Annotated in this window: 23 protein-coding genes; 13 read left to right on the top strand and 10 right to left on the bottom strand. The window is 56.4% G+C overall.

All coding sequences use genetic code 11. The features are described from left to right. Positions 1-48: 48 nt before the first annotated feature. A complete protein-coding gene (gene tus, locus GO007_RS20450; RefSeq protein ID WP_095103166.1) occupies positions 49-981 on the top strand; it encodes a DNA replication terminus site-binding protein in 933 nt (310 codons plus the stop codon). On the opposite strand, the gene fumC is transcribed toward tus, so the two are convergent. Then, positions 971-2,371 carry a class II fumarate hydratase gene (gene fumC / locus GO007_RS20445; RefSeq protein WP_095103164.1) on the bottom strand — a complete coding sequence of 467 codons (1,401 nt, stop codon included), beginning with the start codon at positions 2,369-2,371 and terminating at the stop codon, positions 971-973. The two genes, tus and fumC, sit on opposite strands and share 11 nt — an antisense overlap. Positions 2,372-2,575: 204 nt before the next feature. Then, entirely contained in the window at positions 2,576-4,222 is a 1,647-nt protein-coding gene (gene fumA, locus GO007_RS20440) for a class I fumarate hydratase FumA (RefSeq protein ID WP_095103162.1), read from the bottom strand. A gap of 196 nt (positions 4,223-4,418) precedes the next feature. On the opposite strand from fumA, the gene manA reads away from it, so the two are divergent. Together manA and GO007_RS20430 are read left to right on the top strand one after the other, a co-directional pair. Then, a complete protein-coding gene (manA, locus tag GO007_RS20435) occupies positions 4,419-5,597 on the top strand; it encodes a mannose-6-phosphate isomerase (RefSeq protein WP_095103160.1) in 1,179 nt (392 codons plus the stop codon). A gap of 98 nt (positions 5,598-5,695) precedes the next feature. Beyond that, positions 5,696-7,240, top strand: a complete 1,545-nt coding sequence (locus tag GO007_RS20430) for a YdgA family protein (RefSeq protein ID WP_095103158.1) — start codon at positions 5,696-5,698, stop codon at positions 7,238-7,240. Between the two features lie 26 nt (positions 7,241-7,266). Here the strand turns inward: GO007_RS20430 and GO007_RS20425 are convergent, their stop codons facing one another. Next, a complete protein-coding gene (locus tag GO007_RS20425; protein ID WP_095103156.1) occupies positions 7,267-8,295 on the bottom strand; it encodes a Mal regulon transcriptional regulator MalI in 1,029 nt (342 codons plus the stop codon). Positions 8,296-8,467: 172 nt separating this feature from the next. On the opposite strand from GO007_RS20425, the gene malX reads away from it, so the two are divergent. Together malX and GO007_RS20415 are read left to right on the top strand one after the other, a co-directional pair. Beyond that, positions 8,468-10,060: a maltose/glucose-specific PTS transporter subunit IIBC gene (malX, locus tag GO007_RS20420; RefSeq protein WP_095103154.1), complete on the top strand. Its 1,593-nt coding sequence runs from the start codon at positions 8,468-8,470 to the stop codon at positions 10,058-10,060. Between the two features lie 49 nt (positions 10,061-10,109). Then, positions 10,110-11,282 carry a MalY/PatB family protein gene (locus tag GO007_RS20415; protein WP_095103152.1) on the top strand — a complete coding sequence of 391 codons (1,173 nt, stop codon included), beginning with the start codon at positions 10,110-10,112 and terminating at the stop codon, positions 11,280-11,282. A 52-nt stretch (positions 11,283-11,334) separates the two neighbouring features. Here GO007_RS20415 and GO007_RS20410 read toward each other — a convergent pair whose 3' ends face one another. After that, positions 11,335-11,694, bottom strand: a complete 360-nt coding sequence (locus tag GO007_RS20410; RefSeq protein WP_095103150.1) for a TonB family protein — start codon at positions 11,692-11,694, stop codon at positions 11,335-11,337. An 84-nt stretch (positions 11,695-11,778) separates the two neighbouring features. Beyond that, the gene (locus GO007_RS20405; RefSeq protein ID WP_095103148.1) at positions 11,779-12,807 is read right to left on the bottom strand and encodes a CorA family divalent cation transporter; all 1,029 of its coding nucleotides are present in this window, start codon (positions 12,805-12,807) and stop codon (positions 11,779-11,781) included. A gap of 264 nt (positions 12,808-13,071) precedes the next feature. Here GO007_RS20405 and yedE point away from each other — a divergent pair, with 264 nt between their 5' ends. The 3 genes from yedE to GO007_RS20390 all read left to right on the top strand — a co-directional run bounded on the left by yedE (position 13,072) and on the right by GO007_RS20390 (position 15,241). Further along, positions 13,072-14,283 carry a selenium metabolism membrane protein YedE/FdhT gene (gene yedE / locus GO007_RS20400; RefSeq protein WP_095103146.1) on the top strand — a complete coding sequence of 404 codons (1,212 nt, stop codon included), beginning with the start codon at positions 13,072-13,074 and terminating at the stop codon, positions 14,281-14,283. Further along, on the top strand, positions 14,280-14,513 hold the full coding sequence (gene yedF / locus GO007_RS20395) for a sulfurtransferase-like selenium metabolism protein YedF (protein WP_041145813.1): 234 nt from the start codon (positions 14,280-14,282) through the stop codon (positions 14,511-14,513). Before yedE ends, yedF begins: the two co-directional genes overlap by 4 nt. 281 nt (positions 14,514-14,794) lie before the next feature. After that, positions 14,795-15,241 (top strand): GNAT family N-acetyltransferase, encoded by a 447-nt coding sequence (locus GO007_RS20390; RefSeq protein ID WP_095103144.1) that lies wholly within the window; start codon positions 14,795-14,797, stop codon positions 15,239-15,241. 44 nt (positions 15,242-15,285) lie between these two features. Here the strand turns inward: GO007_RS20390 and metQ are convergent, their stop codons facing one another. The 4 genes from metQ to GO007_RS20370 all read right to left on the bottom strand — a co-directional run bounded on the left by metQ (position 15,286) and on the right by GO007_RS20370 (position 18,565). Beyond that, positions 15,286-16,101, bottom strand: a complete 816-nt coding sequence (gene metQ, locus GO007_RS20385) for a methionine ABC transporter substrate-binding lipoprotein MetQ (protein WP_095103142.1) — start codon at positions 16,099-16,101, stop codon at positions 15,286-15,288. A gap of 346 nt (positions 16,102-16,447) precedes the next feature. Continuing rightward, positions 16,448-16,636, bottom strand: coding sequence for a cold shock small protein YmcF (gene ymcF / locus GO007_RS20380; protein WP_095103140.1), 189 nt, complete (start codon positions 16,634-16,636; stop codon positions 16,448-16,450). Between the two features lie 528 nt (positions 16,637-17,164). After that, positions 17,165-17,380 (bottom strand): RNA chaperone/antiterminator CspA, encoded by a 216-nt coding sequence (gene cspA / locus GO007_RS20375; protein WP_041145816.1) that lies wholly within the window; start codon positions 17,378-17,380, stop codon positions 17,165-17,167. Positions 17,381-17,614: 234 nt separating this feature from the next. Beyond that, on the bottom strand, positions 17,615-18,565 hold the full coding sequence (locus GO007_RS20370; protein WP_095103138.1) for a bifunctional helix-turn-helix transcriptional regulator/GNAT family N-acetyltransferase: 951 nt from the start codon (positions 18,563-18,565) through the stop codon (positions 17,615-17,617). Between the two features lie 221 nt (positions 18,566-18,786). Between GO007_RS20370 and add the strand changes: the two genes are divergently transcribed. Further along, positions 18,787-19,788: an adenosine deaminase gene (add, locus tag GO007_RS20365; RefSeq protein ID WP_095103136.1), complete on the top strand. Its 1,002-nt coding sequence runs from the start codon at positions 18,787-18,789 to the stop codon at positions 19,786-19,788. Positions 19,789-19,825: 37 nt separating this feature from the next. Here add and GO007_RS20360 read toward each other — a convergent pair whose 3' ends face one another. Next, positions 19,826-20,866, bottom strand: coding sequence for an oxidoreductase (locus GO007_RS20360; RefSeq protein ID WP_095103134.1), 1,041 nt, complete (start codon positions 20,864-20,866; stop codon positions 19,826-19,828). Positions 20,867-21,056: 190 nt separating this feature from the next. On the opposite strand from GO007_RS20360, the gene blr reads away from it, so the two are divergent. The 4 genes from blr (at position 21,057) to GO007_RS20340 (ending at position 23,880) form a co-directional block, all read left to right on the top strand. Continuing rightward, positions 21,057-21,194, top strand: a complete 138-nt coding sequence (blr, locus tag GO007_RS20355) for a division septum protein Blr (RefSeq protein ID WP_072051871.1) — start codon at positions 21,057-21,059, stop codon at positions 21,192-21,194. A 115-nt stretch (positions 21,195-21,309) separates the two neighbouring features. Beyond that, entirely contained in the window at positions 21,310-22,680 is a 1,371-nt protein-coding gene (locus tag GO007_RS20350; protein ID WP_095103132.1) for a GH1 family beta-glucosidase, read from the top strand. A 364-nt stretch (positions 22,681-23,044) separates the two neighbouring features. Then, positions 23,045-23,260 carry a transcription modulator YdgT gene (ydgT, locus tag GO007_RS20345; protein WP_041147653.1) on the top strand — a complete coding sequence of 72 codons (216 nt, stop codon included), beginning with the start codon at positions 23,045-23,047 and terminating at the stop codon, positions 23,258-23,260. A 179-nt stretch (positions 23,261-23,439) separates the two neighbouring features. Then, positions 23,440-23,880: a DUF2569 domain-containing protein gene (locus tag GO007_RS20340; protein WP_095103130.1), complete on the top strand. Its 441-nt coding sequence runs from the start codon at positions 23,440-23,442 to the stop codon at positions 23,878-23,880. Positions 23,881-23,909: the final 29 nt, after the last annotated feature.

Here is a 23,909-nt window from a genome sequence, read left to right as displayed (position 1 = left end):
TGCGTATAGTTAAAAATCGATTAGTATGTTGTAACTAAGGTGGCGCAGATGGCAAATTACGACCTCGTTGAACGACTCAATGGCACCTTTCGCCAGCTTGAGCGGGAGCTGCAGGAGCTGAAGCTGGCGCTAAGCCGCTGTCGCCTGCTTGCCGCGCGGGTATTTGAGCTACCGGCGGTGAGCAAAGATGCCGAACACGACCCGCTTGAGACGATTCAGGTCGTGCAGCATATCGGTAAAACGGCGCTGGAGATGGCCCTCAGGCACTACGGCCATCTGTTTATCCAGCAGCAATCGGAAAGCCGCAGCAGCAAGGCGGCGGTGCGCCTTCCCGGGACGATCTGCCTGCAAACCAGCGCCGAGGAGCAGGCCGACCTGCGGCAAAAAATCGCCAGCATCAACGCGCTAAAGGCCACCTTCGAAAAAATCATTACCGTCGACTCCGCCCTCCCCGCCGCGGCCCGCTTTGAGTGGGTGCATCGTCATCTGCCGGGATTAATCACCCTTAGCGCCTACCGCACGCTGACGCCGCTGTTCGATCCCAGCAGCATCCGCTTTGGCTGGGCTAATAAGCACGTGATTAAGAATTTAACCCGCGATGAGGTGCTAATGCAGCTGGAAAAAAGCCTGCAGTCGCCGCGCGCGGTGCCGCCGTGGACGCGCGAGCAGTGGCAGAGCAAGCTGGAACGGGAATATCAGGATATCGCCGCCCTGCCGCAGCGGGCGAAGCTGAAGATTAAGCGACCGGTCAAAGTCCAGCCTATCGCTCGCGTCTGGTACGCCGGCGAGCAAAAACAGGTGCAGTACGCCTGCCCTGGGCCGCTCATTACGCTGATATCCGGCACTCAGGGGGTCAGCGTGCCGGATATTGGCGAGTTACTGAATTACGATGCCGACAATGTCCAGTATCGCTATAAACCCCAGGCGCAGTCGCTCAGATTACTGATCCCGCGCCTGCACCTGTGGCTGGCTAGCGAGTAGCCATGCTGCCGACCATCTCTTCCGGGCGCACCCAGCTGTCGAACTCGGCCTCCGTCAGGTAGCCGAGCGCCAGCGCCGAGGCTTTCAGCGTCAGCCCCTCTTTATGCGCTTTTTTGGCAATTTCCGCCGCTTTGTCATAGCCGATATGGGTATTCAGCGCCGTCACCAGCATCAGAGACTCGTTGAGCAGCTGGTTGATTCGTTCCCGATTAGGCTCGATCCCGACCGCGCAGTGTTCGTTGAAACTCTCCATGCCGTCGGCCAGCAGCCGCACCGACTGCAGGAAGTTATGGATCACCATCGGGCGATAGACGTTGAGCTCAAAGTTACCGGAAGCACCGCCGATATTCAGCGCCACGTCGTTACCCATCACCTGACAGCACAGCATGGTCAGCGCTTCGCACTGCGTCGGGTTGACCTTGCCCGGCATGATCGATGAACCCGGCTCATTCTCGGGAATCGCAATTTCGCCGATACCGCAGCGCGGGCCCGAGGCCAGCCAGCGCACGTCGTTAGCAATCTTCATCAGCGACGCCGCCAGCCCCTTCAGAGCGCCGTGGGCATGGACCAGCGCGTCGCAGGTCGCCAGCGCCTCAAACTTGTTCGGCGCGGTAACAAACGGCTGGCCGCTACTCTCCGCCAGCTCTGCCGCGACCCGCACCGCGTATTCGGGGTGGGTGTTCAGTCCGGTTCCCACCGCCGTACCGCCCAGCGCCAGCTCGCTCAGATGCGGCAGGCTCAGCTCAAGGTGGCGGAGGTTATGTTCGAGCATGGCGACCCAGCCGGAGAACTCCTGCCCCAGGGTCAGCGGCGTGGCGTCCTGCAGGTGCGTGCGGCCGATTTTAACGATATCGCTGAACGCGGCGGATTTGTCGCTAAGCGTTTTTTTCAGCACCTTAAGCTGGGGAATGAGCGTCTCCCGCAGCGCGATAATGGCCGCCACGTGCATCGCCGTCGGGAAGACGTCATTGGAGCTTTGGCTCTTGTTGACGTCATCGTTCGGATGCACCTTGCGCTCCATGCCCCGCACGCCGCCCAGCAGCTCGCTGGCCCGGTTTGCCAGCACCTCATTCATATTCATATTGCTTTGGGTACCGGAGCCGGTTTGCCAGATAGCCAGCGGAAATTCTGCGCTATGCTTTCCCGCCAGCACTTCATCGGCGGCCTCGACGATGGCCTGCGCTTTTTCGCCGGCCAGCAGGCCTAAATCCTGATTCACCTTCGCCGCCGCGCGCTTGGTCAACGCCAGGGCGTAGATAAGTTCGCCCGGCATTTTTTCCGTTGAGATACGGAAATGCTCCAGCGAACGCTGGGTTTGCGCGCCCCATAGCCTGTCGGCAGGAACCTCAATCGCGCCCATAGAGTCTTTTTCACTGCGATGCGTTGTCATTACTGTCTCCTTGAATAAAAAGTACGTAATTTCGACAAAGCCCACTGGCTTAAAAGCGTTAAGTATTGGTCAGATTTATAATTAGTTTTAGTCGTTCGTGCCGCTAAGCGACACAAATAACCGCCCCGCAGAGCGCAGCGGCGGCGTGTTAAAAATACCTGCCGGTGGATTCGCCGGCAGGCGCTCACCCGACGATCGGGGCGATTATTTCACGCAGCTCGCGCACTGCGAGGTCTGGATCTGCTGGAAGAAGTCGTTGCCTTTATCATCCACCAGAATAAACGCCGGGAAGTCTTCCACCTCGATTTTCCAGATAGCCTCCATTCCCAGCTCCGGATAAGCCACGCACTCAAGGCTCTTAATACTCTGCTGCGCCAGCACCGCCGCCGGCCCGCCGATGCTGCCGAGATAGAAGCCGCCGTGCTTGTGGCAGGCGTCGGTCACCTGCTGGCTGCGGTTGCCTTTCGCCAGCATCACCATGCTCGCGCCGTGCGACTGCAGCTGATCGACGTAGGAGTCCATCCGTCCGGCGGTGGTCGGCCCCAGCGAACCTGACGCATAACCTTCCGGAGTTTTCGCCGGACCGGCGTAGTAGATCGGGTGATCTTTCACGTACTGCGGCAGCGCTTCACCGTTATCCAGCAGCTCCTTGAGCTTCGCGTGGGCGATATCGCGGGCGACGATAATCGTGCCGCTCAGCGACAGGCGCGTCGACACCGGATACTGCGACAGGAGCGCCAGAATCTCGCTCATCGGCTGGTTGAGGTTGACCTTCACCGCCTCACCTTCGCCCGCCTGACGCAGCGCTTGCGGAATATATTGGCCCGGATTGCTTTCCAGCTTCTCCAGCCAGATCCCGTGACGGTCGATCTTCGCCTTGATGTTGCGGTCGGCGGAGCAGGAAACCCCCATCCCGACCGGGCAGGAGGCGCCGTGGCGCGGCAGGCGCACAACGCGGATGTCGTGGGCAAAGTACTTGCCGCCAAACTGCGCGCCGAGGCCGAGATCCTGCGCGGCCAGCAGCAGCTCCTGCTCGAGCTGCACGTCGCGGAACGCCTGGCCGTGCGCATTGCCCTCCGTTGGCAGGCCGTCGTAATAGTGGGTGGAGGCCAGCTTAACGGTTTTCAGCGTCGATTCCGCAGAGGTTCCACCGATAACAAAAGCAATGTGGTACGGCGGACAGGCGGCGGTACCGAGGGTACGCATCTTCTCGACGAGGTAGTCCTTCAGCTTCGCCGGGGTAATCAGCGCCTTGGTTTCCTGATAGAGATAGGTTTTGTTGGCCGAACCGCCGCCCTTGGCGATACAGAGGAATTTATACTCGTCGCCGTCGGTGGCGTAGAGGTCAATCTGCGCCGGCAGGTTGGTGCCGGTGTTGACCTCTTTATACATATCCAGCGCGGCGTTCTGCGAATAGCGCAGGTTGTCCTGAATATAGGTATTGTAAACGCCCTGCGACAGCGCCGCTTCGTCGTCGCCGCCGGTCCACACCCGCTGGCCCTTTTTACCCGTAATAATGGCGGTGCCGGTGTCCTGGCAGGTCGGCAGAATGCCCTTGGCGGCGATATCGGAGTTACGCAGGAACTGCAGGGCGACGTATTTGTCGTTTTCGCTGGCTTCCGGGTCGCTAAGGATATCGGCCACCTGCTGCTGATGCGCCGGGCGCAGCATAAAGGAGGCGTCGTGGAACGCGTGCTGGGCCAGCAGGGTTAGCGCCTGGGGTTCAACTTTAAGGACTTCCTGACCGGCGAATTCGGTAACGGAGACGTAATCACTGCTGAGGAGATAATACTCGGTGTCATCCTTTTTGAGGGGAAAAGGATCCTGATAAACAAACGGTTTATTCGACATTGTGCTCTCACTTACTGCTTGGCTGATTATATTTCAGGCAGACACTCCATTTGCCTGTAGAAAAGCGAGTCGATCGATTTTACACAATTTTTTAACAAAAACTGAGACAAGGTCGACTTTTTCTTTCAGCAGTTGCTTCTCAGGCGTTTACTGGTTTAATAGAGCGATGACTATCAAGTGGAAACAGGGATTGAGAATGCAGAAGCTCATTAACTCAGTACAGAACTATGCCTGGGGAAGTCACACCGCATTAACCGAACTTTATGGGATCGCTAACCCCAACAATCTGCCGATGGCAGAGCTGTGGATGGGCGCGCACCCGAAAAGTAGCTCACAGATCCTCGATGCCAGCGGTACCCCGCGCTCTTTGCGCGAGATTATCGATGGCGACAAAGCCCGCCTGCTCGGCAGCAAAGTGGCCGAACGCTTCGGCGAGCTGCCGTTCCTGTTCAAAGTGCTGTGCGCCGACCAGCCGCTGTCTATTCAGGTGCATCCGAATAAGCAGGCCTCTGAAATCGGCTTTGCCAAAGAGAATGCCGCCGGGATCCCACTTGATGCCGCAGAGCGCAACTACAAGGATCCAAACCACAAGCCGGAGCTGGTATTTGCCCTGACGCCGTTCCTCGCCATGAACGCCTTCCGCGAGTTTGCGGAAATCGTCACGCTCCTGCAGCCGGTTGCCGACGCCCACCCGGCCATCGGCGACTTCCTCAGCAGCCCGAATGCTGAACGTTTAAGCCAGCTGTTTGCCAGCCTGCTGAATATGCAGGGCGATGAAAAATCTCACGCGTTGAGCGTACTGCAGTCAGCGCTCGACGCCGAGCAGGGCGAACCCTGGCAGACGATTCGCCTGATCGCCGAATTCTATCCGGACGATAGCGGCCTGTTCTCTCCCCTGCTGCTCAACGTGGTGAAGCTGAACCCCGGCGATGCCATGTTCCTGTTTGCTGAAACTCCGCACGCCTACCTGCAGGGCGTCGCCCTGGAAGTGATGGCCAACTCGGATAACGTGCTGCGCGCCGGCCTGACGCCGAAATACATCGATATTCCGGAGCTGGTCGCCAACGTTAAGTTCGTAGCCAAACCGGCAGCCGAGCTGTTGACGCAGCCGGAGCAGCACGGCGCCGAGCTGGACTTCCCGATCCCGGTTGATGACTTTGCCTTCTCCCTGCACGCGCTGTCGGCGCAAGGGTCCACCATCGCCCAGCAGAGCGCCGCGATTGTTTTCTGCGTCGAAGGCGAAGCGGTAATTCGCAAAGACGAGCAGCGCCTGACCCTGAAGCCCGGCGAGTCGGCGTTTATTGCCTGCGACGAATCGCCGGTACAGGTGAGCGGCACCGGCCGCCTGGCGCGCGTCTTCAATAAGCTCCAGTAAGTTACTGAACTTTTTAGCCGCTCTTGCTAGACTTTCACCCATCATGACAGCATCGCCAGGCGTCTTATTGCGCCTGGTTTTATTTATGGACAAATACTATGAAGAAATCGCTGGTCGCAGCAGGAATTATCGTGGCCCTGGGCGTGGTCTGGACCGGAGGCTCCTGGTATACGGGCAAGCAGCTGGAAAGCCGGATCGCCGAGGTGGTTCAGCAGGCCAATGCTCAGCTACAAAACAGCGCCCCGGAAGCCGGGCTTGAGCTGGGCTGGCAGAACTATCAGCGCGGTCTGTTCAGCAGCCACCTGCAGCTGGTTGTGAAGCCAGCCGCGGGTAAAGAGAGCAGCTGGCTCGCTGCCGGGCAGCCCCTGGTTTTTGACGAAGTCGTCAGCCACGGGCCGTTTCCGCTGGCGGCGCTGAAAAGCGGCCAGTTTGGCCCATCGATGGCGTCGGTCAAAACAACGCTGGTCAATAATGAAGCCAGCAAGGCGCTGTTTGATATCGCTAAGGGCAGTACGCCGTTTACCATCGATACCCTGATCGCCTATAGCGGCGACAGCCGGTCGGCTATCGACCTGAAGCCCCTGGATTACAGTAAAGGCGACGAAAAAGTCACCTTTAGCGGCGGCCAGTTCCAGCTGAATGCCGATCGCGACGGCAAGGCCATTGCGCTGACCGGCGAAGCGGGCAGCGGCCAGATCAACGCGGTCAACGAGTACAACCAGAAAGTGCAGCTGAACTTCAGCAATCTGAAAACCGACGGCACAACCGAGATGACCAGCTTTAACGAGCGCATCGGCAAGCAAAAAGTTTCGCTGGAGAAACTGTCGATTGGCGTAGAAGGCAAAGAGCTGGCCCTGCTGGAAGGGATGAACATCGACGGGAAATCTACGCTGACGGAAGATGGCAAAGGCATCAACAGCCAGCTCGATTACACCGTTAACAGCCTTAAGCTGCAAAACAAGGATCTGGGTAGCGGCAGGCTGACCGTGAAGCTGGATAATCTCGACGGCCAGGCGTGGCACCAGTTCAGCCAGCAGTACAATAGCGAAGCGCAGGCGCTGATGGCGAAGCCGGAGCTGACCCAGAATCCGGAGCTTTACCAGCAGGCGATGACCGAGACCTTCTTTAAGGCGCTGCCGGTGCTGCTGAAAGGCAACCCGTCCCTGACCATCGCCCCGCTGAGCTGGCGCAATGCGAAGGGCGAAAGTACCTTTAATCTGTCAATTTTGCTGAAAGATTCGACCGTGGTGACCGCTCCGGCGCAAACCCTGGCTGACGAGATTGACCGCAGCGTGAAGTCTCTTGATGGCAAGCTGGTCGTTCCGCTAGACATGGCGACCGAATTTATGACGCAGATTGCGGGTCTGGAAGGCTATCAGCCGGCTGACGCGGCGAAGCTGGCGGACCAGCAGGTCAAAGGCCTGGCGGCAATGGGGCAGATGTTCCGCATCACCGCCATGGAAAATAACGCCATCACCTCCAGCCTGCAGTATGCCGACGGCCAGGTGACCCTGAACGGGCAGAAAATGCCGCTGGATGAGTTCGCCGGTATGTTCGGCCTGTCGGTTCCCGCGGCGCCGGAGCCCGCCCCGCAGAGCGCGGAGCCGGAAGAGCTGGTCCCGCCGGTCACACCTCAGCAGTAAGATGCGAAATAGCCCTCTTCGGAGGGCTATTTTCTGGTCACCAGCCGCGGCGGCATGATTTGGTTGCGCGCTGATTCCGGCCCCTTTTCAAGACGACGCAAAATGCACCCGGCCAGGCTTTTGCCCATCTCTCTCGCCGGCGTGGTCACCCAGGTTAAGGGCACGTCATCCAGCGCGGCCTCCGGCACTTCGGCAAACGCCGCCAGCGCCACCCGCTGCTCAAAATAGCTTTCAACGCTGTCTTCACCGCTCTGGCGCCCTGCCCGCATCAGGCCAAACCACGCGCCGGTGGCAATGACGCTGTTGTAGCACAGCACCGCGGTGATGGTCGGATTTTGCCGCAACAGCGAGGCCATCGCCTCCGCCGCCAGCTTCTGGCTCGATTCGCACTCCAGCACCCATTCGCTGTGAAACGGCAGACCATACTTCAGCAGCGTCGCGCAGTAGCCGCCCACCCGCTCAGCGCGGGTTAAGGACGAGCTTTGCCCGCCCAGCCAGGCGATACGCTGATGTCCGCGGCGGATCAGATGCTCGGTGATCATCTGCGCGGCCTGCATATTATCCGGGCGGATTAAATCAATATCCTCGAGGTAGCTGGCCCGGGAGGCAAACACCAGCGGCATTCCGACCTCCGCCGCCCGGTCGCGTAGCTCGCCGCCCCGATCGATAGCGCCGGCGATAATCACCCCATCGACCCCCTGTGAAACCAGAGTTTCAAAACGCTGGAGCATTTTTTCGCCCCGATGTCCCCCTTGAGTGAGGAAGACCATCTTACCTGCGGATTCGAGGGCATCCGTCAGCCCGGCGGTTAGCTCCGCGTAGAAAGGCTTCGAGAGGTCGCTGACGATCAGGCCTATTACGTCGCTCTGCCCGCCGCGCAGCGATGCCGCCTGGCGGTTGCGGACAAAACCCAGATGCTCGATGGCCTGATTGACGCGTTCGCCGGTGGCTGACGAGATGCGTCCTTTGCCGCTCAGCACCAGCGAAACCGTGCTGACCGAGACGCCCGCAGCCTGGGCAACGTCGTTGATGGTGATTTTTCTTGCGATAGCCATGCCTGCAACCGACTCCCTGTGGCTGTCGATAAAACGTTTTATCAATGAGTGACCTTTATAAACGTTATTATCGCTTGATTATGTGATTTTTATCGCACTAAAAAGTGGTAAAACGTTTTATCTTTCCGTGACGTTACATCCTACCAATAACCTAAGCAGCAGGATTCGTGTTATGACGGCGAAAACAACTCCAAAAATTACGTTGTGGGAATTTTTCCAGCAGTTAGGGAAAACCTTTATGTTACCCGTGGCCCTGCTCTCATTCTGCGGGATCATGCTGGGGATCGGCAGTTCCTTAAGTAGCCATGATGTCCTCACCCTGCAGCCGTGGCTGAATACCCCGCTGCTGCAGGCGGTGTTCGTGTGGATGAGCAAGATCGGCTCTTTCGCCTTCAGCTTCCTGCCGGTGATGTTCTGTATTGCCATTCCTCTTGGTCTGGCCCGCGAAAATAAAGGCGTCGCCGCCTTTGCCGGTTTTGTCGGCTATGCGGTGATGAATCTCGCGGTCAACTTCTGGCTGACGGCGAAAGGCATTCTGCCGACCACCGACGCGGCCATCCTTAAAGCCAACAATATCCAGAACGTTATCGGCATTCAGTCGATCGATACCGGGATCCTCGGCGCGGTCATCGCCGGGATTATTATCTGGATGCTGCATGAGCGTTTTCATAACATCCGCCTGCCGGATGCGCTCGCCTTCTTCGGCGGCACCCGCTTTGTGCCAATTGCGACTACCGTGGTTATGGGGCTGGTCGGCCTCGCAATCCCGCTGGTCTGGCCGATCTTTGCGATGGGTATCAACGCGCTGGGCAGCGTCATTAACAGCGCGGGCAACTTCGGCCCGATGATTTTCGGCACCGGCGAACGCCTGCTGCTGCCCTTCGGCCTGCAGCATATTCTGGTGGCGCTGATCCGCTTTACCGAAGCGGGCGGTACCATGGACGTTTGCGGCCACAGCGTCAGCGGCGCGCTGACCATCTTCCAGGCGCAGCTCAGCTGTCCGGAAACCCACGGTTTCTCAGAAAGCGCCACCCGCTTCCTCTCCCAGGGCAAAATGCCGGCGTTCCTCGGCGGCCTGCCGGGCGCGGCGCTGGCCATGTACCACTGCGCCCGCCCGGAAAATCGTCACAAAATTAAGGGCCTGCTGATCTCCGGCGTGATCGCCTGCGTCATTGGCGGCACTACGGAGCCGCTGGAATTCCTGTTCCTGTTCGTCGCCCCGGCGCTGTACCTCATCCACGCGCTGCTGACCGGCCTCGGGTTCACCATCATGGCGGTGCTCGGAGTGACCATCGGCAATACCGACGGCAACGTCATTGATTTCGTGGTCTTTGGCATCCTGCACGGTCTCTCTACGAAGTGGTATCTGGTTCCGGTCGTCGCCGCCATCTGGTTCGCGGTGTACTACGGCATCTTCCGCTTCGCCATCACCCGCTTTAACCTCAAAACGCCGGGCCGCGATAGCGAAAATAGCGCCGCGTTTGAGAAAGCCACGGCCGGTAGCGTCGGGAAGTCCGGCTATAATGTGCCGGCGATCCTTGCCGCGCTGGGCGGCGCAGAAAACATCACCTCGCTGGATAACTGCATTACCCGCCTGCGTCTGTCGGTAAGCGACATGAGCAAAGTCGACGCCGCCGCGCTGAAGGCCAACCGCGCCATTGGCGTCGTTCAGCTCAACCAGCATAATCTGCAGGTGGTCATTGGGCCGCAGGTGCAGTCGGTGAAGGATGAGATGAGCGTGCTGATGAATACCGTCCAGGCATAAACGCCGCGCCCCCTCCCGCCCGGAGGGGGTTCAGATAAAGGGAGTTCCGATGTTTGATTTCTCAACGCCCGTCGATCGCCACGGTACCTGGTGTACGCAGTGGGATTACGTCGCCGACCGCTTCGGCACCGCCGAGCTGCTGCCCTTCACCATCTCCGACATGGATTTTGCCGCCGCGCCCTGCATTCTTGATGCCATCAGCCAGCGTCTGGCCCACGGCGTGCTGGGCTACAGCCGCTGGAAAAACGATGAGTTTCTCGGCGCCGTTAGCCACTGGTTCTCCAGTCGATTTCAGAGCCCCATCGATCGCGATACTATCGTCTACGGGCCATCGGTGATTTACATGGTGGCGGAAACCATTCGCCAGTGGTCCGATGCGGGCGACGGCGTCGTGGTACATACCCCGGCCTACGATGCTTTCTATAAGACCATTGCCGGCAACCAGCGGCGGCTGGTTCCGGTTCCGCTCGTCGTTCGCGATAGCCAGTGGCGCAGCGATATGGCTCAGCTGGAGCGGGCGCTGGCCGAGCCGCGCAATAAAATCCTGCTGCTCTGCAGCCCGCATAATCCGACCGGAAAGGTCTGGAGCCGCGATGAGCTGGCAACGATGGCCCGGCTGTGCGAAAAGCACGGCGTCAAGGTTATCAGCGATGAGATTCATATGGATATGGCGTGGGAAAACCACCGACATACGCCGTGGTGCGACGTCGCCCGCAGCCCGTGGGCGCTGTTCACCTCCGCGTCGAAAAGCTTCAATATTCCGGCGCTAACCGGCGCCTATGGCCTGATTGACGACGCAGCCGCCCGCGATGGCTACCTCAGCGCGCTGAAATCACGAGATGGCCTCTCCTCACCCAGCGTACCGGCGCTGGTTGCCCATATTGCCGCCTATCGCGAAGGCGCCGGCTGGCTGGACGCCCTGCGGGACTATCTGCAGGAAAACCTGCGCTATATCGCCCGGGAGCTGAATCAGGCTTTCCCGCAGCTGAACTGGCGTCCGCCGGAAGCGACCTATCTTGCGTGGATTGACCTGCGGGCGCTCAAGGTTGACGATAGCGCCCTGCAGCACGCGTTAATCCACGAGCAAAAGATTGCCATCATGCCGGGCTCGACCTACGGCGAAGAAGGCGCGGGGTTTGTGCGCCTCAACGCCGGGTGTCCGCGGGTAAAGCTTGAGAGAGGGGTTCAGGGGCTGATTGCCGCCCTGCGTTCGCTGACGTAGGACTTCGCGAGGCGTTACGCGGGGCCGCTGCGTAACGCTCATCGACGCGCTTTCACTGGCCGGGCGGGTTGAGCTGCGCGAGGCGGAAGTTAAAGCGCATCTCCAGATCCTTGTACGGTTTATTCTTCTCAAACTCCCACTGCACCATCGCCCTCACCACCGCCTCGTCAAACAGATAACGGGGCTGTGAATCCATAATCCGCAGCTCCGCAACTTTGCCCTGCGCGTTGACATCATAGACAACCTGAACGTAGCCCGTCAGATGGTTGGCGCGAGCCACGATCGGATAGGCAGGCTGGCTCCTTTTCAGCGGCTTCGGCTGCGGTAACGGTTTTTTTACGCCGTCGGAGGCGCAGCCCGACAGCAGCAACAGCAGCAGGCCCGGAGCCAGCATTGCGCTTAGTCTCGTCATCCCATAACTCCTTATTGATAATTCCTCTCAATAAGGTAGCGCAAGCTGGCGCCGCGGTCTTCTACCGAAAATCATAGCTGGCGCCTAAAGATCGTCCCGCCGCCGAAAGGCCAGATAGCCGGCGCCGATCGTAAAGACGCCGACAATGAGCACCAGTAAAATGAAGCCATGATGGTTGGTCGACAGCGGGATCCCGCCGACGTTCATGCCGAAGAAACCGGCCACAATGTTAATCGGCAGCGCCAGGACGGTAATCACCGTCAGGGTATACAGCGTGCGGTTGCTTTGCTCCATTTGCCTGGCGCTAATCTCTTCCTGGAGCAGGCTAATACGCTCAATCAGGCCGGACAAATCATTCAGCACCACCGTAAACTCCTCCGTGAACTGGCGAAACTCCTGAACTACCGCGCGGTCGATCCATGCCGGGGGCCGATTCAGCAGACGGAACATCGCCGCCGGTTCCGGCGCCAGCAGGCGCTGAAAGCGCAGCAGCATGCGCCGCAGGCGCGCCAGATCGGCACGGTTGCGCTGAACGTGGTTACTTAACAGGCGCTCCTCAATAGCATCGACGTGGCGGCTTGCCTGCCTGACGACCTGTTCCAGCACCTCTTCCTGCTCTTCCAGCAAAAAGGCCAGCAGCTCGGTAGAGGAGTTCACCTTTAGCGTTGCCAGCCGCGGCAGCATCCATTCAATAAAGCGCAGCGGTTTATAGCGCGCCGTCACCACCAGCTTCTGGCTGCAATACAGCCACAGCGTTGATGTTTCAGAGGTGGTCTCTTTGGGGTTAAACAGCACATCGTTGAGGACGGCAAACAGGTTATCGCCCTGACGTTCGATGCGCGTAGTGTGGGAACCATCGCGAATTTCCTCAAAGAAGAAGTCATCGACGGGAAAATGCGCCATCAGCCATTTTTCGGCAGTGGCATGATTCAGGTTGAGATGCAGCCAGACGAAATCATTTCCTCCGACCAGCTCATGATATTGGGCGCAGACCTCATTCGAGGATATTTGCCGCGGCGCATTGCCTTCGCGGAACAGATAGCCATAAACCAACCCGGACACTTCCATATCAAAATCGGGCTTTAACATTTTTAACGTAACGTCTTGACTCATATATCCCTCAGGATCTCATTGAGCAGTATTCAGGCCCGAACGCGGTCATCTTTCGCTATTTTATCCACCTTGGCAAGGTTAATGATTTGTTCATAAAACAGTAACCTGGCTGACATATTCGCTTTATCAACCGGGCGCTAATTCCGCGCAGGAAAAATATTCCTTTTGATCCCGTCGAGCGTTTTGTCATGCCGGTCAGCGTATTATTCCCTCCCCTTAAACCCCGCCAGGGGTGATTTACCTTCTGAGTTCAGAGGCAGCTCTATGACATGGCAACAATTTAAACAAACCTACCTGATTAAATTCTGGGCTCCCGCCCCGGCGGTTATTGCCGCAGGTATTCTTTCTACTTACTACTTTGGTATTACCGGCACCTTTTGGGCCGTTACCGGCGAATTTACCCGCTGGGGCGGGCAATTACTGCAGCTTGCCGGCGTACATAGCGAGCAGTGGGGCTACTATAAGCTCATTCACCTCGACGGGACGCCGTTAACCCGCATTGATGGAATGATGATTATTGGCATGTTTGGCGGCTGTTTTGCCGCCGCGCTCTGGGCTAATAACGTTAAGCTGCGTATGCCGCGTAGCCGAATCCGCATTATCCAGGCCGTCGCTGGCGGTATTATTGCCGGATTTGGCGCCCGCCTGGCGATGGGCTGTAACCTGGCGGCATTTTTCACCGGGATCCCACAGTTCTCGCTGCACGCCTGGTTTTTCGCCATCGCCACCGCGATTGGGACCTGGTTTGGCGCCCGCTTTACCCTGCTGCCGGTTTTTCGTATCGCGGTGAAGATGCAGAAAGTCTCCGCGGCCTCGCCGTTAACCCAAAAACCTCAGCAGGCACGGCGCCGTTTTCGTCTCGGGATGCTGGTCTTTTTCGCCATGATTGCCTGGGGACTGCTGACCGCGGTCGACCGGCCGAAGCTGGGCCTGGCCATGCTGTTTGGCGTCGGTTTCGGCCTGCTGATCGAACGGGCGCAGATCTGCTTTACCTCGGCGTTTCGCGATATGTGGATAACCGGCCGGACCTATATGGCCAAAGCCATTATTTTCGGTATGGCCGCCAGCGCAATAGGCATCTTTAGCTACGTGCAGCTCGGGATGGAGCCGAAAATTATGTGGGCCGGCCCTAATGCGGTCATCGGCGGTCTGCTGTTCGGTTTTGGGATTGTTCTCGCCGGAGGCTGTGAAACCGGCTGGATGTATCGCGCCGTTGAAGGCCAGGTTCACTACTGGTGGGTCGGCCTGGGCAACGTTATCGGCTCAACCATTCTGGCCTACTTCTGGGACGACCTGTCGCCGGCGCTGGCCACCAGCTGGGATAAGGTCAATCTGCTGAGCACCTTCGGTCCTTTCGGCGGCCTGCTGGTAACCTATCTCCTGCTGTTTATCGCCCTGATGCTGGTCATTGCCTGGGAGAAACGCTTTTTCCGTCAAAAATCCGCTGCCCTTGCCGGCGCTAAGGAAACCGCATGAAAACTATCGTTCCTGATTACCGCCTCGATATGGTCGGCGAGCCCTGCCCCTATCCTGCCGTCGCGACGCTTGAAGCGATGCCGTCGTTAAAGAAAGGGGAAATTCTCGAAGTGGTCAGCGATTGCCCGCAGTCGATCAACAACATTCCGCACGATGCAAAAAACTACGGCTATACCGTTCTGGATATTCAGCAGGACGGGCCCACAATCCGCTACCTGATTCAGAAATAGATCAGCCAAAAGGCCGGCTGGCGCCCCGCCGCCGGCCGGCAGATCGGCCAGAAAATTAGCAACGTCGAACAATAAGCGGCTATTTTTTGGCTACGATATGACTTCGATCGTTATTCCCCCGCATTATTTCCGCCCCTCAGGCAATTCGCACGGCGGACGGACGGAAATAAGACGCCACGCGCGCGGCAACCTCGACGTACAGCGGCCTGAAGGCGTTCCTCAGGTATTTACCCGAAGCCTGGTTGTAATACAATTATCTTACTTTTAGTGTGAGGTACGTAATGAACATATTTCAAGCTCAGCCCCAGGACGTCGATAAAATTTTGCCGCTGTATCTAGGCTATCGTCATTTTTATCAGGTTGAGGCGCAGCCGGCTCAGGCCCGTGACTTTATTCTCAAACGTTTAGAGCTTAATGAATCGGTTATCTTTTTCGCGGAAATTGACGGCCAGCCCGTCGGCTTCGCGCAGCTCTATCCCCTGTTCTGCTCATTAGAAATGAAAAGGATCTGGCTGCTTTACGATCTCTTCGTCGATGCCAAATCGCGTAAACATGGCGTCGCGCAGAAGCTGATTGAGCGCGCCGAGCAGCTGGCTGCGGAAACAGATTCCGCATTTATCATGCTCAGCACCGCGACCGACAACGTCCCGGCGCAGGGGCTGTACGAGCGCAACGGCTTTGTGCGAGATACGGACTTTTTTGTCTACAATAAAATGCTGAACAAATAGGCGATATTCGATATCAGGGCCTCGCCCTGATATCGAAAGAGAGATTACCAGCCCTTAACCGCATCGCCTTTATACAGTTCCGCCGCCGCCGCGGCCACCTCATCGGTCTGATACGCTTTCACCAAATTTTTTACCTTATCGCTATCTTTATTATCGACGCGGCTGGCAAAAATATTGACGTACGGCGAGTTCTTATCTTCGACGAATAGCCCGTTACGGCTCGGCGATAGTCCGATCTGGCTGGAAAACGTCGTATTGATAACCGCGAGAGATATTTGCCGATCGTCCAGCGCCCGCGTCAGCTGCGGAGCCTCAATCTCAACAATTTTTAAGTGCTTCGGATTGTTGACGATATCCAACGCGGTCGGCAGGAGACCAACGCCCTCTTTAAGGGTAATCAGCCCCTGCTTTTGCAGCAGAAGCAGCGAGCGACCAAGGTTAGTCGGATCGTTCGGTACGGCAACCTGCGCGCCGTCCGGCAGCTGGTCAATAGCGGTAATCTGCTTTGAATAGGCGGCGATGGGGTAAACAAAGGTGGTACCCACCTCTACCAGCTTGTAGCCGCGCTCCTGAATCTGCTTATCCAGATACGGCTTATGCTGAAAAGCGTTAATGTCCAGATCGCCGTTATTGAGCGCCTCGTTCGGCAGCACGAAATCGTTAAAGGTCACAACTTCGACGTCGAGGTTGTACTTCTCTTTCGCCACCTTTTGCACCACCGACCACACCTGCTGGTCAATACCGGCGCTGATCCCAACCTTGATATGGTTAGGGTCCTGTCCGGCGGGTCCGCAGGCGGTCAGGAGCAGCGAGCCGGCAACGGCCAGCGAAACAGCAAATTTTTTTAGAGTGAATACCATAGTCCCAGGGTCCTTTTTAAAATAGCCTGCCAGTCATTGCAGGAAAAGTAGCGCCAGGAACTATAAAAAATCTCATCTCTGAAATTAAATACTGATTCACTATGATTAATAGCGTTTTGCTATGAGCCCGGCCGCCAGGCCTCTGTTGACCCGCACGCTCTACGCGCAGCCTACGCCGATCGCTAAAATAGCAAAGCCCCGGCGATGGCCGGGGCTTGATGTACGGATGGCGCAGAAGCGCATCAAATGCGCGGGCGTTAACGCCTCGCGAGCAGATTTCATGATGCTGTGGACAAACCCAGCGCCGCCGCACGGATATTAAAAGACCCCTTCCGGGGCCTTCTGCTTAATTGCGTAATCCAGATACGGCTGCTTTTGCCGAAATATAGTGGGCAATATTATCAAATGTAATCATCGAGGATTTACAAAAGATACACTTCGCACCGAATGGATTGCTTTCAGATACATCGTAGTTTGATGTTCTGTACTGTGACCCATGGCAGCATGGGCACCTGAAATGAATGTGGTCAGTCATGATGTTAGCCTTTTATTTGCTACAACATTCACTACCGCAGGGGCATTTAGCCATATTTAACTGAAGGCTCTTCTTGACCTTCAATGACAGCGGAAATCACTGTTCGAATGGTTGGTAGAACAAAGACATCATTGTCATTATTTCTTAACGCTAAATCTGAAAACCATTTCAGATAAAACCATGTTACTTTATCAGCGATTATTTTGGATGTTGTTGGTTTTTAATTTGCCCGCAGGCATACGAAATACAAAAAATTACACAATGTACTGCTTCAGGAGGCGGTCACTCCTTCGATGCATGGTCGCTCGGGGTAATGATTTAGAGTGCATCAGCCCGTAAAACGCTTCATGCCACAGCACCCATACGACGTTTAGCCTGCTGAAATTCCAGACAAAAGCCAACCTGCCGCAGGTATTAAAGCCGGTAGACGCTACCGACTTCACGATGACCGCACGCGTTTTTTATCAATCTGACTACTCAGGATTACACCGTCATCGTTATCGCAGATTCATAAAAACGCAAAATTAATTAATCGCGCAGAACGACATTACCGGCAGCAGGGCCTTTAGCACCGCTCTCGATAGTAAACTCGACCTTCTGCCCTTCAAACAGGGTTTTAAAGCCATCGCCCTGCAGCGCAGAAAAATGCACAAAAACATCTTTGCTGCCGTCTACAGGAGAAATAAAGCCAAAACCTTTACCTTCGTTAAACCATTTTACTAAACCAATCATCTTACCAGACATAAGTATTATCCCAATGTTCAAAGCCTTGCGGCGAAAAAGTTCGCATCACAGAAATTAATTAATAACGATAAGGAGGCTCGAAAAAAGGATTATTTAGGAATAACGCTTGAGATGAGGACTGCTTTACTAAACCGCTTTATTGGTTCTGTGTACCAAACCGACCTGCTATTGATCACATAGATAACCATCGATAGCAAGCATTATTTTCCGTCACCGCCGGGAAGCCGTTACCATTTAGCGCAGCGTGCAGGTAAACTGCTGCTCCATGACAAGGGTTCCCCACTGGTCGCCCTGCCACTCTTTTACCAGCTTAAAGCCAAACGATTCATATAGCCGACGAGCGGCCGTAAGTTTATTAAACGTCCATAGCTGAACGGTACTGAAGCCGCTCTCTGCGCAGAATTTCATCGCTTCGGCGAGCAGCTTTCTGCCCACGCCGCTGCCACGACATCCATCATTGAGTATAAACCAGCGCAGATGCGCCTCACCGTTGCCAGGATCGTCGCCGTCAATCGCGACCGAGCCAACAATACGCCCGTTCAGCATGGCCAGCCAGATCTGATTGCATGCCCTATCCAGACGGCCAGAAAAATCAGCCAGCCCAGCGGCAACCCTGGATTCAAAGAAGATGCCGAAATGATGCTCTCTGGCATAGTAGCTGCCGTGCATTTCAGCGATGCGGCCAATCATTCCCGGATGATAGCCGGGGATAATGTCAAAGCTATCCCGGGTAACGTTCTCGCTGTTTTCACGACAGGCGGCTAAGGCGTTAGCGTAATATTTAAGCCCTTGCGCCACGGTCTGCTGCTGGTGGGGATGCATTTTTTTCAGCGCGGCAAGCACCTGTTCGTTACCATAGCTATTAATTTTCGCCACCGTATCCCTGCCTTTTACCGTCAACCTCAGATACTTGACCCTGGCATCTTCAGCCGACAGAACTTCTTCCAGCTCATTGGCGCGAACCAGTTTTGCCAACATGCGGCTAACGCTGGACTTCTCAAGACCCAGAACCTGCACCAGCTGCGCCGCCGTCATTAGCTCCTGCGCGTGCACTTCGAGCAAAGCGTGGACTACGGAGGGGGAGTAATCGCTCGCTGCCAGAGTGCTGTTCATGAATCCGAGCTCCCGTACCATCTGACGAGAAGCCACGCGTATTTCTTCAACGATCTGCATTTCGCTATTCATAAACAACCGCTCCTGACAGCATAGTTGTATAATACAACCATATCCTGCAGCGGACTGTCAACGCGGCGGGACGGGCCGCAGCCTGGCTGGATCTTAAATTGAGCTAAGCGTTGCCGTTATGCCCCCAGATGCTTGTATAGACAGGTTTTTTTCAATACTTTTAAACAGTTATAACCCTGATGTATAATGATGTGCACTTTTACTAAAAAATGAGTGCGACCATGATTGATTCAACTTTGCCATTAACCGACATTCATCGCCATCTTGACGGCAATATCCGGGCCCAAACGATTCTCGATCTTGGCCGCCAGTTTAACATCGCGCTCCCGGCAACCACTCTCGACGCCCTTCGTCCACATGTCCAGGTCACCAGCAATGAACCCGATCTGGTAAGCTTCCTTGCCAAACTTGACTGGGGTGTAAAGGTTCTCGCTTCGCTGGAAGCGTGCCGTCGCGTGGCGTATGAAAACGTCGAGGACGCGGCACGCAATGGCCTGCACTACGTTGAGCTGCGCTTTTCCCCGCGCTATATGGCGATGACCCACCGGCTGCCGGTTGACGGCGTGGTTGAGGCGGTGATTGCCGGCGTGCGCGACGGGAGCCGCGATTTTAACGTTGAGGCGCGGCTGATTGGTATCCTGAGCCGAACCTTCGGCGAGGCCGCCTGCCAGCAGGAGCTTGACGCGCTGCTTGCCCACCGCGAAGGCATTACCGCTCTCGACCTCGCCGGTGACGAACTCGGTTTCCCCGGGGCCCTGTTTATGGAACACTTTACGCAAGCCCGCGACGCCGGCTGGCGTATTACCGTTCACGCAGGGGAAGCGGCTGGCCCGGAAAGCATCTGGCAGGCCATTCGTGAGCTGGGCGCGGAGCGTATCGGCCACGGGGTGAAAGCGGTGCAGGACCCGGCGCTGATGGACTTTTTAGCCGCGCAGCGTATCGGTATTGAATCCTGCCTGACCTCGAATATTCAGACCAGCACCGTCGCATCTCTGGCCGAGCATCCGTTAAAGACGTTCCTCGAACACGGCGTGCTGGCCTCTATTAATACCGACGATCCGGCGGTACAGGGCATCGATATTATTCATGAATACAACGTGGCCGCCCCGGCCGCGGGCCTGAGCCGGGAGCAAATTCGCCAGGCGCAAATCAACGGTCTGGAGCTCGCCTTCCTCAGCGCACAGGAAAAAGCGGCGCTGATTCAGCGCGTGCAGCGCGCCTAGGTTCCTGCCCGGCGGAACTCCTGCCGGGCGTTTCCCCTCAAATCAGGCACAGCGTGGCCCGATGCTTTGCTGATTCAATCCCCAGCTCGATCAGTTCCATAATCTGAATAGCCTGACCCGCCGGTACCGGATTTTCGCCCTCTCCGTTTAGCGCATCGCGGATGGCGGCGTAGTACGCCGGATAGTGGCCCGGCAGCGTTAGCCAGCTCTCCTCGCTGCGATCCGCGCCGTCTACGCGCGTCAGGGTCCCGTCGCGCATATCGTATCCCCAGTCTTCCTGCGGAAGGCGCTCGCCGTTTTTTAGCCGCTCCTCCTGCGGATCCAGACCATATTTGATATAGCTTCCCCGCGATCCGTGCACGATATAGCGCGCCGTTTCCGCCGCTGCCAGCAGAGTGGCGTGCAGGATCACCCGACGCTGCGGGTAAACCAGCACCGCATGGAAATAGTCGGTAGATTGCGCTCCCGGGCGCAGCTGGGCGAGATCGACGGTCATGCTGACCGGCAGGCCGAACAGGTTGATTGCCTGATCGAGAAGATGAGGTCCAAGATCAAACCAGATCCCGCTTCCAGGCCCGCCCTGTTCCCGCCAGCGGTTGCGTATCTGGGGACGGTAGCGGTCGAAGTGCGATTCGAAATAGCAGACTTCGCCCAGCAGCCCTTCGTTAATCAATGATTTGACCGTCAAAAAATCGCTGTCCCAGCGGCGATTATGGAACACCGATAGCAGCTGCCCCCGGCTTCTGGCAATGGCATCAAGCTCCCGTGCCTGTGACAGTGTCACGGTAAAGGGTTTATCAACCACCACATGTTTGCCCGCGTCCAGCGCGGCCTTCGCCAGCGGGAAATGGGTATCGTTCGGCGTAGGGATCACGATCAGGTCGATGTTGGGGTCGTCTAACAGCTGGTGGGGTTCGGCGACAACGCGCACCGTCGGCCAATCGATCCGCACCTTACTTTCATCGCTACTCGACACTGCGGCCAGCGTCATTCCCGGCGTACCGCCGATCAGCGGCGCGTGGAACGTTTTACTGGCGTACCCGTAGCCGATTATTGCGACGCGAATATTGTCACTCATCTTGCAACCTCTCTGACGAAAAGTTCGGGGATTCACCATAACTATAAGACTCAAATGTCTTATTAGCTTTACTTATGCATTATCGACCGCTCACTCTTGCATCAATCACCAAAACAACGCCAGCTAATACTTGCGTTGTTCGCCTCATTTAGTAACATTTACCTCTGTTTTAACTTTCAATAGCAGAACTATGGCAGCCGTTTTCAGCAGAATTGTCGAGCTTATAGGTTGGGTTGTTTTTGGCGTTTCAGCCCTGCTTTTAGTTATCGCTCATCACATTGATAACTACCAATCCCCGCCTCCCGCTAACGTTGTGCAAACAAAATAGCGTTAACGCTAAAGAGTGACCCGCTTCGCAAGTATGCAACCGGTTTCTGAAACCGGTTGCATGTGCGTATAGCCCTTCATTACACTCTCCTTATCATTTGCTAAGGAGCTTTCTGATGGCCGCATTTCCGCAAAATTTTCTATGGGGCGCCGCTACCGCAGCCTATCAGGTTGAGGGCGGCCACGATGCCGACGGGAAAGGACCGTCGATCTGGGACATCTATTCTCACCAGCCGGGCACCACTTTCCAGGAGACTAACGGTGACGTTGCCGTCGATCACTACCACCGCTTTCGCGAAGACGTCGCGCTGATGGCCGAAATGGGCCTGCAGAGCTACCGCTTTTCCATCTCCTGGCCGCGCCTGCTGCCCGGCGGCCGCGGTGAGGTAAATGAAGCCGGCATTCAGTTTTATAGCGATCTGATCGACGAACTGCTGGCGCATAATATCGAGCCCATGATTACGCTGTACCACTGGGATCTGCCGCAGGCGCTGCAGGATGAAGGCGGCTGGGAAGCCCGCAGCACGGCGGAGGCCTTCGCCGAATACGCGCGCTTGTGCTACGCGCGTTTCGGTTCGCGGGTCAAACTGTGGGCCACCTTTAACGAGACCATCGTTTTTATTGGACATGGCTACATTAACGGCTGCCATCCGCCGGCGGTCCGCGACCCGGCCCGCGCAATTCAGGCCTGCCACCACGTTTTTGTGGCCCACGCGATGGCGATTAAAGCGTTTCGTGAAATGGGCGTTAAGGGTGAAATTGGTTTCGTCAACGTTCTCCAGCCGCATACGCCGCTCACCGATAGCGATGAGGATCGTCGGGCGACCGAGCTGGCGGACGCCATCCATACCCACTGGCTATACGACCCGGTATTGAAAGGCACCTATCCCGAAGAGCTGCTGCAACAAACCCAGGCGCTGTGGGGCGTCCCGCGCTTTGCCCCCGGAGATGACGCGCTGCTGCGAGAAAACCACAGCGATTTTATCGGCCTCAACTACTATCGCCGCGAAACCGTTTCTGCCCATCCGCAGGAAGGATTAAGCGGCGGCGAGCCTGGCGTAGAGGGCCTGTTCTGTTTCGTCCGTAATCCGCAAAGCACCTATACCGAATGGGGCTGGGAAATTTGGCCGCAGGGGTTAACGGACGGCATTATGATGATTAAGGAGCGCTACGGCGATATTCCGATTTACATCACCGAAAACGGTTTAGGAGCCAAAGACCCGATTATTGACGGCGAAATTGTCGACGATCCGCGTATCGACTACCTCAGCGCCCACATTGATGCGCTGGAAAAAGCGCTGGACGCCGGGGCCGACGTGCGCGGCTATTATCCCTGGTCCTTTATCGATCTGCTGAGCTGGCTGAACGGCTATCAGAAGCAGTACGGCTTCGTTTTTGTCGACCATCAGCAGGGGCTCGCCCGCAAACGGAAAAAGAGCTATTTTTGGTATCAAAACGTTATTGCCACCCGCGGCCAACAGCGTTAATCTTCTCCTCCAGGCGCCGTCCGGCGCCTGATTCAGCGCTAGAATATTCTTAAATTTCTTATTACTACACCAGGAATGTAATCAGTTCTTGTCTTTAGTATTTACAACCGAAATAATTCCGCCCAGGCCCGTTAACAAGGTGCCGCTGGTTGAGAACAGGTTTACTGAAAGCTGGTAATATTCGACTTAGAAGCTATCCCACCAAGGGTCATTGTTGCCGCCAGTTTGGAGGCCGGGAACGTGGAACAACCGCAGCGTACGCGCAGTACGTGAGGATGCGAGCGCGGCCCTGAGCCAAAATGGCAAACAGAATAGCCTGATGGGATAGGCTTATATTTATTCCGATTATAAAATGGATACGCAAATGACCGTTCAGGACTATTTATTAAAATTTCGTAAAATCAGCTCGCTGGAAAGTCTGGAAAAACTTTTTGACCACCTTAACTACTCCCTGACCGATAACGAAGAGATTGTTAACATGTACCGCGCCGCTGACCATCGCCGGGCCGAGCTGGTTTCTGGCGGTAAACTGTTCGATATTGGACAGGTTCCTAAGTCAGTCTGGCGTTACGTGCAATAAAGACTGTTCTGAAGCACGCCAGTTGCTTATACTCCCGCCCTTGATTTTGATCTGTACCTGAATAAATTGAGCGCTGGCCCGCCGGGCGAGCAGCACGAATATGCGGACGCTTGCTCAGGCAAGCGCGTGCAGCCTGACGCTCAACGGGTATATCACTGGCGTTAAATCCGGGAGAAAGTATGTCCTCTGACTCTGCAGAACGAATTGGCGGATGGCTGCTGGGGCCGCTCGCGTGGCTGCTGGTGGCGCTATTAAGCGCTTCGCTATCGCTGCTTATATTTGCCAATGCGTTAATGGCGCCCCAAACGTTCTCCTTGCTGGGCGCAATGAGCGCCGGGAATCTTATCCTTTGGATTGCGTCTCTGCTGTTCGCCGTTGCCATGTGGTACTACACCCTGTGGCTGACGCTGGCTTTTTTCAAACGGCGAAAGATTGTGCCGAAGCACTATATTATCTGGCTGCTGATTTCACTGCTGCTGGCGATTAAAGCCTTTGCCTTCTCGCCAATATCGGACATTCTGGCCCTGCGCCAGCTGCTGTTCCCACTCCTTGCTGCCGCGCTGCTGGTTCCTTACTTCAAGCGCTCCGAACGGGTTAAACGGACCTTTGTCAATCCGTAATAACCCCACAGTTAACCTGTTGTCGCCGG

The sequence above is a fragment of the Klebsiella sp. 10-1 genome (assembly GCF_009758445.1).
GTDB classification, from domain to species: domain Bacteria; phylum Pseudomonadota; class Gammaproteobacteria; order Enterobacterales; family Enterobacteriaceae; genus Klebsiella; species Klebsiella scottii.
This window is presented reverse-complemented; position numbering and strand designations above follow the sequence as displayed.

Coding starts and splice junctions, on each gene's coding strand:
- tus (WP_095103166.1), top strand. CDS start 49: ATGGCAAATTACGACCTCGTTGAACGACTCAATGGCACCTTTCGCCAG.
- fumC (WP_095103164.1), bottom strand. CDS start 2,371: ATGACAACGCATCGCAGTGAAAAAGACTCTATGGGCGCGATTGAGGTT.
- fumA (WP_095103162.1), bottom strand. CDS start 4,222: ATGTCGAATAAACCGTTTGTTTATCAGGATCCTTTTCCCCTCAAAAAG.
- manA (WP_095103160.1), top strand. CDS start 4,419: ATGCAGAAGCTCATTAACTCAGTACAGAACTATGCCTGGGGAAGTCAC.
- GO007_RS20430 (WP_095103158.1), top strand. CDS start 5,696: ATGAAGAAATCGCTGGTCGCAGCAGGAATTATCGTGGCCCTGGGCGTG.
- GO007_RS20425 (WP_095103156.1), bottom strand. CDS start 8,295: ATGGCTATCGCAAGAAAAATCACCATCAACGACGTTGCCCAGGCTGCG.
- malX (WP_095103154.1), top strand. CDS start 8,468: ATGACGGCGAAAACAACTCCAAAAATTACGTTGTGGGAATTTTTCCAG.
- GO007_RS20415 (WP_095103152.1), top strand. CDS start 10,110: ATGTTTGATTTCTCAACGCCCGTCGATCGCCACGGTACCTGGTGTACG.
- GO007_RS20410 (WP_095103150.1), bottom strand. CDS start 11,694: ATGACGAGACTAAGCGCAATGCTGGCTCCGGGCCTGCTGCTGTTGCTG.
- GO007_RS20405 (WP_095103148.1), bottom strand. CDS start 12,807: ATGAGTCAAGACGTTACGTTAAAAATGTTAAAGCCCGATTTTGATATG.
- yedE (WP_095103146.1), top strand. CDS start 13,072: ATGACATGGCAACAATTTAAACAAACCTACCTGATTAAATTCTGGGCT.
- yedF (WP_041145813.1), top strand. CDS start 14,280: ATGAAAACTATCGTTCCTGATTACCGCCTCGATATGGTCGGCGAGCCC.
- GO007_RS20390 (WP_095103144.1), top strand. CDS start 14,795: ATGAACATATTTCAAGCTCAGCCCCAGGACGTCGATAAAATTTTGCCG.
- metQ (WP_095103142.1), bottom strand. CDS start 16,101: ATGGTATTCACTCTAAAAAAATTTGCTGTTTCGCTGGCCGTTGCCGGC.
- ymcF (WP_095103140.1), bottom strand. CDS start 16,636: ATGACTGACCACATTCATTTCAGGTGCCCATGCTGCCATGGGTCACAG.
- cspA (WP_041145816.1), bottom strand. CDS start 17,380: ATGTCTGGTAAGATGATTGGTTTAGTAAAATGGTTTAACGAAGGTAAA.
- GO007_RS20370 (WP_095103138.1), bottom strand. CDS start 18,565: ATGAATAGCGAAATGCAGATCGTTGAAGAAATACGCGTGGCTTCTCGT.
- add (WP_095103136.1), top strand. CDS start 18,787: ATGATTGATTCAACTTTGCCATTAACCGACATTCATCGCCATCTTGAC.
- GO007_RS20360 (WP_095103134.1), bottom strand. CDS start 20,866: ATGAGTGACAATATTCGCGTCGCAATAATCGGCTACGGGTACGCCAGT.
- blr (WP_072051871.1), top strand. CDS start 21,057: ATGGCAGCCGTTTTCAGCAGAATTGTCGAGCTTATAGGTTGGGTTGTT.
- GO007_RS20350 (WP_095103132.1), top strand. CDS start 21,310: ATGGCCGCATTTCCGCAAAATTTTCTATGGGGCGCCGCTACCGCAGCC.
- ydgT (WP_041147653.1), top strand. CDS start 23,045: ATGACCGTTCAGGACTATTTATTAAAATTTCGTAAAATCAGCTCGCTG.
- GO007_RS20340 (WP_095103130.1), top strand. CDS start 23,440: ATGTCCTCTGACTCTGCAGAACGAATTGGCGGATGGCTGCTGGGGCCG.